Annotated in this window: 16 protein-coding genes; 12 read left to right on the forward strand and 4 right to left on the reverse strand. The window is 55.1% G+C overall.

All coding sequences use genetic code 11. The annotated features are described in order from the left end of the window. The first annotated feature begins 90 nt into the window (after positions 1–90). The 6 genes from ABIE48_RS02940 (at position 91) to ABIE48_RS02965 (ending at position 4,085) form a co-directional block, all read left to right on the forward strand. Positions 91–897 carry an inositol monophosphatase family protein gene (locus ABIE48_RS02940; protein ID WP_192716441.1) on the forward strand — a complete coding sequence of 269 codons (807 nt, stop codon included), beginning with the start codon at positions 91–93 and terminating at the stop codon, positions 895–897. A 71-nt stretch (positions 898–968) separates the two neighbouring features. Beyond that, positions 969–1,280 carry a hypothetical protein gene (locus ABIE48_RS02945; protein WP_354518279.1) on the forward strand — a complete coding sequence of 104 codons (312 nt, stop codon included), beginning with the start codon at positions 969–971 and terminating at the stop codon, positions 1,278–1,280. A 5-nt stretch (positions 1,281–1,285) separates the two neighbouring features. After that, on the forward strand, positions 1,286–1,573 hold the full coding sequence (locus ABIE48_RS02950) for a hypothetical protein (protein ID WP_192716443.1): 288 nt from the start codon (positions 1,286–1,288) through the stop codon (positions 1,571–1,573). Positions 1,574–1,588: 15 nt separating this feature from the next. Further along, a complete protein-coding gene (locus ABIE48_RS02955; protein WP_192716444.1) occupies positions 1,589–2,470 on the forward strand; it encodes a serine/threonine-protein kinase in 882 nt (293 codons plus the stop codon). A 179-nt stretch (positions 2,471–2,649) separates the two neighbouring features. Further along, a complete protein-coding gene (locus ABIE48_RS02960) occupies positions 2,650–3,348 on the forward strand; it encodes a YjjG family noncanonical pyrimidine nucleotidase (protein WP_145025563.1) in 699 nt (232 codons plus the stop codon). Positions 3,349–3,557: 209 nt separating this feature from the next. Continuing rightward, a complete protein-coding gene (locus ABIE48_RS02965; RefSeq protein ID WP_089545691.1) occupies positions 3,558–4,085 on the forward strand; it encodes a hypothetical protein in 528 nt (175 codons plus the stop codon). A 99-nt stretch (positions 4,086–4,184) separates the two neighbouring features. On the opposite strand, the gene ABIE48_RS02970 is transcribed toward ABIE48_RS02965, so the two are convergent. The 3 genes from ABIE48_RS02970 to ABIE48_RS02980 all read right to left on the reverse strand — a co-directional run bounded on the left by ABIE48_RS02970 (position 4,185) and on the right by ABIE48_RS02980 (position 6,935). Next, a complete protein-coding gene (locus tag ABIE48_RS02970) occupies positions 4,185–4,949 on the reverse strand; it encodes an SDR family oxidoreductase (protein ID WP_145025561.1) in 765 nt (254 codons plus the stop codon). A 180-nt stretch (positions 4,950–5,129) separates the two neighbouring features. Next, positions 5,130–6,053, reverse strand: coding sequence for a cysteine synthase A (gene cysK / locus ABIE48_RS02975; RefSeq protein WP_192716445.1), 924 nt, complete (start codon positions 6,051–6,053; stop codon positions 5,130–5,132). Between the two features lie 144 nt (positions 6,054–6,197). Next, positions 6,198–6,935: a YwaF family protein gene (locus tag ABIE48_RS02980; RefSeq protein WP_105445872.1), complete on the reverse strand. Its 738-nt coding sequence runs from the start codon at positions 6,933–6,935 to the stop codon at positions 6,198–6,200. Positions 6,936–7,113: 178 nt separating this feature from the next. Here ABIE48_RS02980 and ABIE48_RS02985 point away from each other — a divergent pair, with 178 nt between their 5' ends. The 5 genes from ABIE48_RS02985 to ABIE48_RS03005 all read left to right on the forward strand — a co-directional run bounded on the left by ABIE48_RS02985 (position 7,114) and on the right by ABIE48_RS03005 (position 14,168). Further along, on the forward strand, positions 7,114–8,001 hold the full coding sequence (locus ABIE48_RS02985; RefSeq protein ID WP_145025557.1) for a DUF72 domain-containing protein: 888 nt from the start codon (positions 7,114–7,116) through the stop codon (positions 7,999–8,001). Between the two features lie 254 nt (positions 8,002–8,255). Continuing rightward, complete coding sequence (locus ABIE48_RS02990; protein WP_145025555.1) at positions 8,256–11,123, forward strand: 2-oxoglutarate dehydrogenase E1 component; 2,868 nt, start codon at positions 8,256–8,258, stop codon at positions 11,121–11,123. A 5-nt stretch (positions 11,124–11,128) separates the two neighbouring features. Beyond that, on the forward strand, positions 11,129–12,400 hold the full coding sequence (gene odhB, locus ABIE48_RS02995) for a 2-oxoglutarate dehydrogenase complex dihydrolipoyllysine-residue succinyltransferase (RefSeq protein WP_145025553.1): 1,272 nt from the start codon (positions 11,129–11,131) through the stop codon (positions 12,398–12,400). A gap of 120 nt (positions 12,401–12,520) precedes the next feature. Continuing rightward, positions 12,521–13,468: a S8 family serine peptidase gene (locus ABIE48_RS03000; RefSeq protein WP_192716446.1), complete on the forward strand. Its 948-nt coding sequence runs from the start codon at positions 12,521–12,523 to the stop codon at positions 13,466–13,468. Positions 13,469–13,559: 91 nt separating this feature from the next. After that, the gene (locus ABIE48_RS03005) at positions 13,560–14,168 is read left to right on the forward strand and encodes a HEAT repeat domain-containing protein (RefSeq protein ID WP_354518283.1); all 609 of its coding nucleotides are present in this window, start codon (positions 13,560–13,562) and stop codon (positions 14,166–14,168) included. A gap of 127 nt (positions 14,169–14,295) precedes the next feature. Here the strand turns inward: ABIE48_RS03005 and ABIE48_RS03010 are convergent, their stop codons facing one another. Beyond that, the gene (locus ABIE48_RS03010; RefSeq protein WP_163878816.1) at positions 14,296–14,457 is read right to left on the reverse strand and encodes a hypothetical protein; all 162 of its coding nucleotides are present in this window, start codon (positions 14,455–14,457) and stop codon (positions 14,296–14,298) included. Between the two features lie 136 nt (positions 14,458–14,593). Between ABIE48_RS03010 and ABIE48_RS03015 the strand changes: the two genes are divergently transcribed. Next, positions 14,594–15,214, forward strand: a complete 621-nt coding sequence (locus ABIE48_RS03015) for an NUDIX hydrolase (RefSeq protein ID WP_192716448.1) — start codon at positions 14,594–14,596, stop codon at positions 15,212–15,214. Positions 15,215–15,235: the final 21 nt, after the last annotated feature.

The following is a 15,235-nucleotide window of genomic DNA, read 5'->3' on the forward strand; positions in this document are numbered from 1 at the left end:
ACGCACAGGGTTTTTTCTTTCTTGAAGGAGCGAAGGCGGGCGTGCGGGCATAGCAATATGAACACTAGGCAAAAGGAGCGGAGGGTACATATGGATCAACGGATCATTGAAGAGGCAAAGCAGCTGGCGGTCGCCGCAGCCAAGGAAGCGGGAGCCATCGCGAAGGCTTATTTTGACAAGCTGGAAAAGGTTGAACAAAAAGGGGATAACGGCGACCTCGTCACGGTGGTGGACCATTTGGCCGAGGAGCGGATCCTTGAGCATATCCGCAGTACATTTCCGGATCACCGGATCCGGGCCGAGGAATCGGGGGATCATGGCCAGCGCAGCGACTGGCTGTGGCTGGTAGACCCTTTGGACGGAACGAACAACTATGCGATCGGCCTGCCTGCGTTCTCCTGCTCGATTACGCTGATGCACCAAGGGCAGCCGGTCGTGGCCGTGGTTTATGAACCGATGATTGATCGGCTGTTCGTGTCCACCCGTAACGGTGGAACAACCTGCAATGGGCAGCCAGTAACGAACGGGCCTGCACCGGCGTTCAATAAAGCAACGGTCGCCTGGATCCAGGGACATGTGGTAGGCAGCGATGACCGAGCCATCCGGCTTAGAAACCATATCGACCTGCATACGAAGCGGATGATGCGGCTGTGGGCGCCGACCTTGCAGTGGTGCATGCTGGCGAGAGGGAACATCGATGCCATCATTCTGTATAACTCCGAAGGGGAGGACCTCTACTCCGGCGTTCTGATCGCGAAGGAAGCGGGGATGCTGGTGATGGACTTTGAAGGGAATCCTTTTGACGCCATGACGGAAGAGCCTTATTTGATCGCCTGTCATCCGGAGCACCGGGATTACTTTTTGAATATGGTAGCGGAAGGGTTGGGCGCCCGGTAGGGGCTTGCCGCAGCGGCAGTTAGCAGCCCCAGGGTGGTGCTGTTGAACCGGCGGGAGAAGGGAAGTGAGCAGTGGTTTATTTTATCATGGGAATCGTCGTGTTTCTTGCCGGGGGGCTGATCGCAACCTGGGTGTTTGGCCCCTGGGGGACAGTTCTGACCCTTCTGGTTATGGCCGGCCTGCTGAGCTATTTGTACGGCATGGTGGAAGACTTGAGGGCAAGGGTGAGCTCTTTGGAAAGGAAGCTGGGCGTGTCGGAAGAGGATGATTACCGGATGAGCGACGAGGACATTGAAGCGGAGCTCGAACGGGAGCTGGATGCGGAACCCGGCAGTGCCGAAGAAGCGGAAAAGGGACGCAATCCTACCAAGAGGGAGGAATAACGGGCATGCGATTGATGGGAATGATGCTGCTCGGAGCAGGATTGCTGCTTGTCGGGCTCGGCGGTTTTGAAAAAGTATTGATTTATGCAGCGCGGGCCCAAAATATTAACGATGTGTATACACTAAAGGATTTAACGCCGGATTATATTTGGAATATCACCAATATTACGCTGGTTGGCGGTATCGTGATTGCCGTCCTGGGCTTATTCCTGTTTTTGTATAAACGAATTGCCTCAGACATTCAGCAGCAAAATCGGGAATTTGAAGATAGAATAAGCCGAGACCAACCATAAAAAGGAGTTGAACGGATGGATCAACCGCTAACGATCAAGATCGATGAAGTAACATTTCAATTGAAAAAGCCGCATCCGATGGAATGGCTGCCAGCCTGGGGCAAGGCGTTTGCGGTTTTTGACAAGCAGGACTCCGGCAACCTTTCGTTTGGCGTGGAAAAGGACGGGATCAGACGGTTCATCAAGTACGCCGGAGCGGCAACCACGGAGTTCGAGGGCGAACCGGCGGACGCCATCCTGCATTTGAAGCAGGCTGTGCAAATTTACGAGGAATTGGATCACCCCAGCTTGGTGCGGCTGCTCAGCCATTTTGAAGCCGGAACCGGCTACGCCGCCGTATTTGAATGGTTTGACGGGGAGTCGCTGCATCCCCATTGGGCATTTCCGCCTCCGGCCAAATATGATGACCCGAGGTCCCCGTTTTATCGATATCGCAGGCTGCCGCTGGAGAAGCGGCTGGCGTCCTACAGGGCTATTCTTGATTTTCATGTCCACGTCGAGGAAAAAGGGTACATAGCGGTTGATTTCTATGACGGAAGCGTTCTTTACGATTTTGCCACTGACACGACGAAAATCTGCGATATCGACCTGTACCAGAAAGGCTCTTTTGAGAACCGGATGGGCAGGCTGTGGGGATCGTCCCGCTTTATGTCCCCCGAGGAGTTTGAATACGGCGCTGCGATTGACGGCATCACTAATGTGTATAATATGGGGGCGACAGCCTTTTTCATCTTTGGCGGGGAGATGGACCGCTCCTATGACCAATGGGATGCCGGCAGGTCTCTGTATGACATTGCGTTGAAGGCGGTTCATGCCGATCGGGCCGGGCGGTACGCCTCTGTGGCCGACTTCGCGTCTGCCTGGGGTAAGGCTCTCCAAGAGCCAGATGGCAGATGAGTCCCAGGATGAATCACCCTTTCGTTTTGTTTGGGCCACGGACACGGACGCAAGCAGGCGTTTTTGGCGGCATGGTACAATAGGAAAGACAAACCTGCCGAGTGATGCCTTGCATGAAGTTTGAAAATTGAAGGCACAGTGACGCCGTTTATATCACTTTACTGAAAGAAGGGTTCATCTTGTCGTACGAATGGATTTTGTTTGATGCGGATGAAACGCTGTTCGATTTTAAAATGTCGGAGAGCCACGCGCTGAACCAGCTGCTCACCAGCTGCAGCCTGGACGCGAACGATACGGAAATAACGGGCTGCTATAAAAGGATCAATGAGGAGCTCTGGCGCGAATTTGAACAGGGACAGATCAGCTCGGCGGAGCTCCGGGTCGAGCGCTTTCGCCGATTCGGCCGCGAGCAGGGGCTGAGCGACGACGCCGAGGAACTGAGCAGACGTTACCTGGGATCGCTCGCCGAAGGCGCGTTTATTTTGGCGGGCGCTCTGGATATCTGTCTCTATCTTAAGGAGCACGGTTACAAAATGGCCATCATCACGAACGGCATCAAAGAGGTACAGTTCGGACGGATCGGCCGCTCCGACCTGAAGGATTTTTTCGAGGCGGTCATCGTCTCCGAGGATACGGGATTCCAGAAGCCACAGGCGGGCATTTTCGAGCATGCCTTCCGGGTGATTCAGGAGGATCGCAAGGATAAAATGCTGATGGTCGGCGATTCCCTCACCTCGGACATTCAGGGCGGCAACAATATCGGCATCGACACGTGCTGGTACAACCCGAATCGCCTGCCCAACGAAACCGCCATCGTCCCGACTTATGAGATCCACGATCTGGCGGAGATCAAGGACATATTGGAGAAGAAGGGCTGACCGGGCTTGTCGGCTCCTTCATTCACGAAAGCGCTTGAAGAATTTACAACAATTTGACTCGGCTGTAACGAATTTGTGACGATTTGGCCTCGGTTGTGGCTTACAATAAAGTTACATCACAGAGCCCTCTCGCAGCGTTTGAAAACAATCCCGCAGGGTAATGGTTGATATGGATAGAAATCATGATTCCATAAAGGAGATATTTTCAAATGAAAAAAAAGATGACCGTATTCGCTTCCCTGATGATCGTTTTTCTGCTGGGGTTGGTCGTGACTTCAACGAGTGCAGTCGGGTCTGATAACGAATATAAGCCGGTTCCGCAAACCGAGGACACGGTGACGGCGATGCTGTCCACCATCGGGAACAAGAACGGCCACCTCTATGTGACGGTGGATCCGATCGAATGGTATGAGGGAGCGGCAGCAGACAAGAAGTTCCTTGAACGGGAGCCGGATGCCGAAGAGCTGGGCGGCGCTCCTGACGGGTATTACATCGTCAACGACGATGAGACGCTGGAGACGTACGAAATCGCTCCGGATGCTGAAGTGCTGATGCAGCTGTATGATCATGACGGAACCTATGAAGGAATGAACATTCAGTGGAACGAACCGGTCAGCTTGAACAAGTTTTTGGCGATTTACCATAACGACAAGCTGCTGGACATCCGCTCTTTTCCGTTTCATTTGACGGTGAAGGACGGCAAAGTCGTCAAAGTGGTGCAGCAGTATATTCCATAAATCTCGTGTAAAAGAAAATCCAGTGCCGCCGAGGGCACTGGATTTTTGCTTTTAATGGCTCTCTGCATGGCAACCGGGCGCGAGGCACGGCAAGCCCCGTTACAGATGCGTTCCGCCGCTGGCGTCCAATAGCTGGCCCGTGATCCAGCGGCTGTCATCCGATGCCAGAAAGGCGGCGATATCGGCGACATCTTCCGGCTGTCCCCATCGCTTGAAGATCGAGAAGTTCGCGCCAAACTCGCGGCCTTCCGGCGTCTGCAGCGTCTCGGCATTCATCTCGGTCTCCACGAATCCCGGCATGATCGCGTTGATCGTAATGCCGCGGGAGCCAAGCTGAGTCGAAAGGTTCAGGGTCAGCGTATTGATCGCCCCTTTGGACATGCTGTAGGCGGGAATAACCGGAAGCGAGATCCGGGTCGTCGCGGAGGAGATGTTGATGATCCGCCCGCCGTCCCGCAGCCGCGGCAGTGCTTGCTGAATGACGAAAAACGGTGCTTTGACGTTCACGTTCATCACCTCATCGAAGGCTTCCTCCGTTGTCGCCTCGATGGGAAGGGAAAGTCCGATGCCCGCATTGTTTACAAGAATGTCCAGGCCGGGGCTGCCTGTATGATTCTCCAGAAGGCCGTCCAGGGCTTCATACATCCCCGGGATGCCGCGAACGGATCTGAAGTCCGCCCCGAGGAGCAGCGCCGTTCCGCCCTGCTGCTCGATCTCGCGGGCGACCGCCTCGGCGGCGGAGCGGTTTTGTCCATAATGGAGAACCACCAGCGCTCCCTCGGCGGCCAGGCGTAGCGCGATAGCCCGGCCGATGCCGCGGCTCGCTCCGGTAATCAGTGCTGTTTTTCCAGTCAATCTATTCATGTATTGTCAACTCCTCATCGGTTTAACAGGCTGTGGCCTGCTTGAGTCATTTATAGCATGAGACGGATTTTGAGATGTTGCTCTCCCATTCGGGCATATACCCGTCTCAACCGATGAACACAAAAAAGGCATCAGCCGGGTATACAAACCGGTGGATGCCTTTCGATGATTTGCGCACGACTAAAAAATACCCATGCTCAGATACCGTTCTCCGGTATCCGGCGCAATGCACAGCACCCGTTTGCCGGGTCCCAGACGCCGGGCTACCTGCAGCGCGGTCCAGACGGAAGCGCCTGAGGAGGGGCCGACCAGGATGCCTTCTTCGGCGGCAAGCCTGCGCGTCGTTCCGATGGCGTCTTCGTCGCTGACCTGAAAAATTTCGTCGTAGACGTCCGTGTTCAGGATCGGCGGGATGAATCCGGGGCTGGTGCCCACCAGCTTATGCGGTCCCGGCTGGCCTCCGGATAGCACGGGCGAGCCTTTCGGCTCGGCGACATAGATGCCGATGCCGGGGAGTCTCTCCTTCAGCACTTCGCCCGTGCCGGTAATGGTTCCGCCGGTGCCCGCCGTTGCGACGAAGGCATCCAGCCGCCCTTCCATCTGCTCCAGAATTTCCAGCGCCGTCGTACGGCGGTGGATATCCGGGTTGGCCCGGTTCTCGAACTGCTGGGGGATGAAGCTGCCTTCAATTTCCCCTTGCAGCTCCTGCGCCTTGCGGATAGCACCAGGCATCCGCTCCGCTGCTGGCGTCAGCACCACTTCGGCTCCATATGCCTTCAGCAGATTGATCCGCTCCTTGGTCATGTTGTCGGGCATCACCATAATAGCGCGGTATCCTTTGGCCGCCGCGTTCATCGCCAGCCCGATGCCGGTGTTGCCGCTCGTTGGCTCGATAATGGTCGAGCCCGGCTTCAGCAGGCCGTCCTGCTCCGCCTGCGCGATCAAATTATAAGCGGCCCGGTCCTTGACGCTTCCGCTAGGGTTGAAGTATTCGAGCTTCACGTACACGTCAGCATCCTGTTCTCCCGCCAAACGGCGGAGCTTGACCGCCGGGGTATCGCCGATGAGCTCGGTAATATTTTGCACAACTTTCGGTCCAGTCATGGGGTCCATCTCCTTGTCAGTTCATCAGCCGGTTCACAGCTTCTAAGCTTTCCGTTCATTATAGAACTTCGGCAGGGAGATCACAACGTAGAGGCAGCGGAAGGAGATACCGGCGAGGGCAGCGTGAAAGGCTTTATGGCCGGCTTAAAGAACGCTTTTGTCCCTGGCTTTGGCTGCCGCGGACGCTTTGGATATTTTCGCGGGCAGGACAAAGAACAGCAGCTGCATCAATGCGAAAATCAGCAGGGCGATTCCTTCCTCCGCCAGTAAATATAAGGGGTGCGGACCGAGAAAGTCCAGAATCGAAGCGGTTGGCGGCTTGTGCATCAGAAACATGTAGTTGGACCCCAGCATCCAGTTGATGACGCCAACTCCAAGTGCAAGAACGTTCAGAAAAATCATTGTCCAGCCGATAGATCTCCAGGTGGGTTGAAGCTTTTCGACCCAGGTCATGTACAGGGATGCCAAAATGATAAGCATATGGGCCGCGAAAAATTGAAAGAACCGGAAATGAGGGTAGGCAAAATCAAGGCTTGGGGTGATGAGGGCCTGAAGGGCGCCGCCGATCCCGGCGAAGAATAGGATTTGATAGAGGAAGCGGCTGCGGACGGCCAGCATGACGACCGAGAGCAGCAGCGTAATGCTGCACAGCTCGAGCGGCAGCGTGGACTTGATGTTCCAGTAGCCTTCTGTTATGTTCCATATGTCGAGTGCGATTTCGGAGGCGATCAGACAGGCGATGATCAAGTAACGGACCGTCTGTCTGGCCGGCATGCTGTCCTGAAGGCGGATTCTGCCAAGGAACAGCAGGATGCAGGCGAGCACGAAGACCGTCAGAGCAGCAAGGTGCGGGCCGGAAAACATGACGAACGAATGGCTCATACATTCATGCTCCTTTGCTACTAAAGATCGTAAAGCTGACGCATATCTCTTATCATATCCACTTTCTGGAATATCGCAAGATCTGAAGGACGCCTCCTTCAATCGGGTATAGGTATGGTAAGCGGATTTATACTTGGAAAATTATTGTTGGTCAATACTATGGATGGAGTCGATGGCTATGGATGAGACGATAACCCCCGCCGAGCGGGTTCGAATCGGACTTTCCGGCTGGGGGGATCATGACGACATTTACGAAAAGGGAACCAAGGCGGGTGAGAAGCTGGGGATGTACGGCAACGTGTTCCCCATTGTAGAAATGGATAACTCATTCTATGCAACTCCCTCGCCGGAGCGTATGGAGAAATGGGCTGCCCAAACGCCGGATTCCTTCGGTTTTGTGGTGAAAGCCTATCAGGGAATGACCGGACACGCCCGGGGCAAAAGCCCTTATCCTGATTCCAGGACAATGTTTCAAGCATTCCGGGAGTCTGCGGAGGTGCTGCGCCAGGCCGGCAAGCTGAGCGCCGTGCTGTTTCAGTATCCGCCGTGGTTTGACTGTGAGCGCAAGCATGTGGACATTCTGCGCCGGACCCGCGAGTGGATGGACGGATTTCCGCTGGCGTTGGAATTCCGCCATCAGAGCTGGTTTGCCGGGGAGATGAGGGAGAAGACGCTGGCTTTTATGAAGGAAGAAGGATGGATTCATACCGTCTGCGACGAGCCTCAGGCCGGAGAGGGATCGGTGCCGCTCGTTCTGGAAGCGACCCGTGAAGACGTGTCGCTTGTGCGTCTGCATGGCCGCAATGCGGCGGGATGGCATTCCAGCGGTCAGCCCAATTGGCGGGAGGTCCGGTATTTGTACAGGTACAGCGACAAGGAGCTTGAGGAATGGAAGGAGCATATCGGGAAGCTGCTGGAGAAAACCCGGGAATGCTGGGTCATTTTTAACAACAATTCGGGCGGGGATGCGGCGGACAATGCAATTCAGCTGATGGACAAGCTCGGCATGAAGACCCCGGAGAAGCCTCCGGGACAGCTGTCGCTTTTTGGCGAAGAGGAGCTGTAAATATTGTCATATACGAGAATGGGTGACAAACTTAATCCATCTGTTTTTTAGATGATAACTATATTAAATGGTTATTTCAGGTCTGGCTCCGAATTGTTTATAATAGAAATTGAGCCGCTTACATTTTCGTGAAATGGCTTACATTACATTGCATTGATTGTTCAGATTTCCGTCCAAATATAGATTGAACAATGAAGCGGTTTATTCATTCTATATGACTATTAAAAAATCAAGGCGGAGGTATCACGTTAACGATGATAACCAATAAGAGAGACGAGCAAGCGCAGGGGGCTTGGGAATCGTATTACGGGCCCAATCTGGGGTACGTCCAGGAACAGTACGAACGTTATGTAAATGATCCGGAATCGGTGGACGAAACGTACCGTAAAGTGTTCCAGCTGTGGGGAGCGCCGCCGATGGCGTCTGCCGAGCTGGAGCCGGCTGCGGCACCGAAATCCGTTGCTTTGGATGGCAACCTGCTGAAGAAGGGCGTTGACGCAGGCAAGCTGGTGTGGAACATCCGCACTTACGGACACCTGGCGGCAGACATTGATCCGCTGGGCATTCTCCCCAAAGCCGACACACGGGTGCTTGAGCCTGATCAGTACGGGCTGAGCCAATCCGACCTGGAAGCATTTCCGGCTTCATTGATCTGGGACGGAGCTCCCGATAACGTGAGAACTGGCTGGGAAGCCATCCAGAAACTGCGTCAAACATATACAGGCACGATTGCTTATGAATTCAGCCACGTCCATGAAGTGGAGGAGCGCGTATGGCTTAACCGCCAGGTCGAGAACCAGTCTGTGGTTCCTTTGAACGCAGAGCAGAAAAAGGCGCTGCTGGAAAGACTGGTGGAAGTAGATCAATTCGAAGAGTTCCTTCACAAAACTTTTGTTGGGCAGAAGCGCTTCTCCATCGAAGGAACCGACACGATGGTTCCGATGCTGGATGAGCTTGTCCACCACATGGTGGACGAAGGCGCGGAGCATATTTTGATGGGCATGGCCCACAGGGGCCGTCTGAACGTGCTGGCTCACGTGCTCGGCAAGCCTTACGATAAAATTTTCGCGGAATTCCATCACTCCCCGAACAAGAAGATGTTCCCTTCGGAAGGATCGATGGGCATCAATTTCGGCTGGACCGGAGACGTGAAATACCATCTGGGTGCGAACCGCACCGTTGAAGGCGGCGACGTCAAAGCGAAGATCACGCTCGCGAACAACCCAAGCCATCTGGAGTACGTTAATCCGGTGGTCGAGGGCTTTGCCCGCGCCGCCCAGGAGGACCGCACCGAGCCGGGATATCCGCAGCAGGACGTAAACAAAGCCGCGACGGTGCTGATTCATGGGGATTCCGCATTCCCGGGCGAAGGCATCGTGGCAGAGACCTTGAACTTCAACAAGCTGCCGGGCTTCCAGAACGGCGGAACGATTCATATTATTGCGAACAACAACATCGGCTTTACGACGGAGAGTAAAGACTCCCGTTCGACGCATTACGCAAGTGACCTGGCGAAAGGTTATGAAATTCCGATCGTTCACGTGAACGCCGACGATCCCGAAGCGTGCATCAACGCGATGCGCCTGGCCAGCGAATACCGCAACAAGTTCAAGAAGGACTTCCTGATTGACTTGGTCGGTTACCGCCGCTACGGCCACAACGAAACGGACGATCCGGATACGACCCAGCCGCTCGTATACCAGAAAGTGAAGACTCATCCGCGGGTTGCCGCCATTTATGCGGATATCCTGATCAAGGAAGGCGTGATCAGTAAGGAAGAATCCGCGCAGATCATCCAGCAGGTTCAGGAGCGCCTGAAGGCGGCATACGACCGGATTAAGGACAAGGAACAGGATCCGGCCAACTCGCATCACCAGACGCCAGCCGAAGAGCGGATCGGCAAGATCAAGACGGCCGTGCCGATTGGCAAGCTGCGCAAGATCAATAAGGATCTGCTGAGCCGTCCGGGTGACTTCAACGTCTATCCTAAGCTGCAGCGTATTCTGGAACGCCGGGAAACCGCGCTGAACGAAGGGGAGAAGGTGGATTGGGGTCTTGCAGAGACGCTGGCGTTCGCTTCGATCGTCGCGGACGGCAAGCCGATCCGGCTGACCGGTCAGGACGCCGAGCGGGCCACTTTTGCGCACCGCAACTTGGTGCTGCATGATACGAAGAACGGCTCGACTTACTGCCCGATTCATCATCTGCCGGATGCCAAGGCATCCTTTGCAATTTACAACAGCCCGCTGTCCGAAGCAGCGGTGCTCGGATTCGAATACGGCTACAACGTGTACTCGCCGGAGACCTTGGTCATTTGGGAAGCCCAGTACGGTGACTTCTCCAACGTGGCACAGGTGATCACCGACCAGTTCATTTCGGCCGGCCGCTCTAAATGGGGACAGAAATCGAGCCTTGTGATGCTCCTGCCTCACGGCTACGAAGGCGCCGGACCGGAGCACTCCAGTGCCCGTCTGGAACGGTTCCTGCAGCTCGGCGGGGAAGAGAACTTTACTGTAGCGAACGTTACGACGGCAGCCCAGTACTTCCACTTGCTGCGCCGTCAAGCGGCACTGACCGAAAGCGAAGATGCGCGTCCGCTGATCTTGATGTCGCCGAAGAGCCTGATCCGGAATGCCCGCGTGGCTTCCAGCCCGGCCGAATTCGCCGAAGGCTCCTTCAAGCCTGTGCTGGAACAGCCAGGTCTGGGCGGACGTCCGGAGCGCGTAGAGCGCATCATCCTGTGCAGCGGCAAGATTGCCGTTGAACTGGAGGAGGCGCTGGAGAAGAGCGGCGAGGCGAACGAATGGCTGCACATCCTCCGTGTGGAGCAGCTGTATCCGTTCCCTGAGAAGGAAGTCGCCGGCATTCTGGCCCGCTTTACGAACGTGAAGGAAATTTTGTGGGTACAGGAAGAGCCTGAGAACATGGGAGCATGGCGCTACATCGAGTCCAAGCTCCGCAAGGTGGCGCCGAAGGATACGCCGGTGAACTACAACGGCCGTCCGGAACGCTCCAGTACGGCGAGCGGCTTCCAACAAGTACACGCCTTCGAGCAGCAGCAAATCGTTGCGGCAGCATTGAATCAAAAATCCATTAAACATAACATCACTCTGGGGAGGTAGCGGCAGTGAGCGATATTACAGTACCGGCAATGGGAGAATCCATCACAGAAGGAACGATTTTTAAATGGCATGTGGAGGAAGGCCAGGCAGTCAGCCAGGGCGACGTTCTCCTCGAACTTGAAACGGATAAGGTCAATCTGGAAATCAGTGCCGAAGAAGACGGCGTGGTGGAGAAAATTCTGAGAAAAGACGGGGATACGGTTCAAATCGGTGAAGTGATCGGACGTATGGGCACCGGCGGCGACGCCAAACCGGCATCCGCACCGGCAGCGAAGGAAGAGGCGCCGCAGGCTCAGCAGCCTTCTGCTCCTGCGGCGGCACCAGCCCAACCGGCAGCGCCAGCAGCAGCCGAGCCTGCACGTTCCGGCGAAGGCGAAGGTTACCTCGCCGCGTCGCCGGCCGCACGCAAGCTGGCCCGCGAGCAGGGCATCGACCTGGATCAGGTATCGAGCCGTGATCCGAAAGGCCGCATTTATCCGGACAACGTGAAGAACCATACAGAAGCTCCGGCAGCGCCTAAGGCTGCTGCACCGGCGCCGCAGGCAGCCGCTCCAGCAGCAGTATCCCAGCCGGGCAAACCGGCGGAACGCACACGCATGTCCCGCCGCCGCGCGACGATCGCCAAACGCCTGGTGGAAGCGCAAAGAACGGCTGCCATGCTGACGACCTTCAACGAGGTGGACATGACGGCGATCATGGACATTCGCAAACGCCGCAAAGATGCTTTCAAAGAGAAGCATGACATCGGCCTCGGCTTCATGTCCTTCTTCACAAAAGCGGTGGTGGGTGCGCTGAAGAAGTTCCCTCACCTGAACGCGGAGATCGACGGGGAAGACATTATCGTGAAGAAATACTACGATATCGGTATCGCCGTATCGGCCAAAGAAGGCCTCGTCGTGCCTGTCGTCCGTGATGCCGACCGCCTCAGCTTTGCCGACATCGAAAGAGAGATCGCCACGCTGGCCGGCAAGGCGCGCAGCAATACGCTGGCGCTGTCCGAGCTCCAAGGCGGAACGTTCACGATCACGAACGGCGGAACCTTCGGTTCCCTGCTGTCCACGCCGATCCTGAACGCACCACAGGTTGGTATCCTGGGCATGCACAACATCCAGCTTCGCCCTGTGGCCATCGACGCCGAGCGGATGGAGAACCGTCCAATGATGTATATCGCCCTGTCCTATGACCACCGGATCGTCGACGGCGCTGATGCCGTACGCTTCCTGGTGACGATCAAAGAGATGCTGGAAGATCCGGAATCTCTGCTGCTCGAAGGTTAATATCATATTTTACCAGAACGTATACAACGAAACGGACTGCCTGGAGGCAGTCCGTTTTTTCGTGCGTGTGAGGAGAGGCAGCAGTAAGCATTTCATTCCAAAATGAGGGAGGAGATTAGCATGTGGCCATCGATTCGATCATTTCTGGCTATTCCAGACCATTTAACGGGGAAGAACGTCAATATCGCCGTCATTGACGGCATTTTCCCGCACCATCCTGACATTGCATCAAACAAACGGCGGGACACATATCTGGTCCGCACATCAGACTCTCAGGCACTGCCTGAACTTCTAGCTGCTGACCAAGGCCCTTGGGATCGAGGGCATCACGGATTAATGAGCGCAGCCGCTGCTGCCGGATCCGGTGAGCTTTCGGAAGGAGAGTACGCTGGGGCAGCACCTGAAGCCCATTTATTTTTACTCGAAGCAGGACCGTTCCACACTCCCAAGGATCTTGAAGAGAAAATTGGAGGGGCACTCCTCTGGTTAAAAGCGAACTGGCGCCAATACCGCATTCGCGGGGCAGTTTTGACCGTGAGCGCTTCCAGAGACACCGGGCTGCTGCCTTGGCAGGCTGACCCCATTCGCAGATTATGCGAAGAGTTGGCCGGCGAAGGACTGCTGTTGGTCTCGGCATGTGGGAATACCCATGAGCTGATTAGCAACGCACCCGCGGCTGCCCCGTCGGTTTTGTCGGTAGGCGGTGTGATCATTCCGAAAGATGGAAAGGCGGAGCATGCGCTCCCGTATCCCAATAGCAGAGGCGTGACGTTTGAAAATAAGTGGACTCCGGAAATTTTGGCCCCTGCAGCTAATATCGTACTGCCCACTCCGTTCCAGTCCAGAAAGGAATTTCTGAACCATTTCACTGCCTCATCCGATTCTTTGCCTTGGGGCTATGCCAGGACAGAAGGAACCTCCTTTGCGGCCCCAATGATCTTGGGAGCTGCCGCTTGCATCTGGGAGGCTAGACCAAACTGGTCTTCCCGGCAGGTGAGGTCTGCTCTACTGGCGACCAGCCGATCCTCGCTCCCGATATGGAACGAACTGCAGGCAGGGCGTTGTTGATGTCTATGCAGCTGTGAACTTTGATCATGGAATCGAGAAAATACAGGGGGAGGGGGCTTACGCTTGTTGGCAACGGTGGAAAAGAAAAGGATTGGCCGACAGGCTGCAAGCGTTGCAGAGTGGTGACACCGATAAAGTGATGAAGTCGCTGCTCTCCTTTTACTCCGATGCCTCCCTAATCGAACTGAAACAACCACTGTATAAATGGCTTCAGCATCCCGATGAAAAAGTTCGCTGCGTATCCGCCCTTTTATTGTCGGAACTTTCGGAAAGGGGCACAGCCGGATTGGTACGGGAACTGCTTCGGGACCCAAGTCCCCACGTTCGCATGGCTGGGGTGTATGCGATCCAGAGGCACCCAGAATGGTGGGATGAAATCACAGAGGAGCTCGTTCCATTGCTTGGGGACCCGAGCTTGGATATTCGGTATTGGGCTGTCCGTCTCGCAGCAAACATCAATGATCCACTGTTTGTCCGGCCCTTGATAGCGGGATTAGCCGAGGAAGCGAATCATCAACGGGCTTCCACCTTTGGCGAGCGCTGCAATGCACTGGAACGGATTACAGGTGTACAATTTCCGCCTGTACCGGAGTGGATGGAAGGGCAGGGCACCTATTCCGAGCGAAGCACCGAGGCACGCTTGTCCATGACCAGCCGGTGGGAAAATTGGCTGAAGACGCAGGGTGACCAACACAAATAAAGCAGAAGCACCTTCTGGGCACCCCTGCTGTAATATCAAATACACTCACGGTATACTTTTGGAAAATATGTTCAGATTCCCCCGAAGGCATGGTACTATCAAAATACGCGCCCCGCGGTCTTCTATGTTAACAGGACAATGGATGGATCGATGTATTGTTGAGGCGTTCGAGCTTGCGGATAATTTCCTTCTGCCACCGGGTGTCTTGCAGCTGCTTCGCCAGGTTTAAAAGGTCAAGATAATCGTCAACCCGCAAAGAAGCGTATTTTTGATCAGGGGCTTTCACCATGGTCGTCGACTCCTTATGATATGTTAATGAATGATGACTCGAGATCATTGTATCACACATTCATTCTCAATGATAATCTTTCTCAATAATTTTCATGAAAAAATGTTGAATTCGATTCAGAGGAGGAGACCTGCCGATGAACAAACCGTTGAAATGGCTGGAGTGGGCCAAACAGATTCAAGCCGTGGCCCAGACAGGCTTGGCTTACTCGCGGGACGTATATGACCTGGAACGCTTTGAACAGCTTCGGGCACTGAGCGTAGAGATTATGCGGGAGTACACCAATGTTGAGACCGAACTGTTGACGGCACTTTTTGCCGGGGAAGACGGATACGCCACACCGAAGGTGGATGTGCGAGGGGTGATTTTTCAGGGAAATCAAATTTTACTTGTCCGCGAAAAGGCCGAAGGGGAATGGTCGCTGCCAGGCGGTTGGGCGGATATCGGGCTGTCGCCTTCCGAAATTGCCGTGAAGGAAGTACGGGAGGAGTCCGGATTTGTGGTTACACCGACCCGGCTCCTGGCCGTGCTCGATAACCTGAAGCATAATCCGCCGGGCCCGTATCATGTGTATAAAATATTCATCGCCTGCGAAATCACCGGCGGCGAAGCGGCTGAGGGGGTAGAGACGAGCGGCGTTCAGTTTTTTGCAGAGGACGACCTTCCCGCCCTTTCGCAAATCCGTAATACGGATGAGCAGATCAGGCTGATGTTTGAATTGAAGCGGCATCCGGAGAAGGCCCCCGTCTGGGATTAAACATAGCACAAAGACAGGAAA

The sequence above is a fragment of the Paenibacillus sp. OAE614 genome, assembly GCF_040546645.1.
GTDB classification, from domain to species: Bacteria; Bacillota; Bacilli; order Paenibacillales; family Paenibacillaceae; genus Paenibacillus_AQ; species Paenibacillus_AQ favisporus.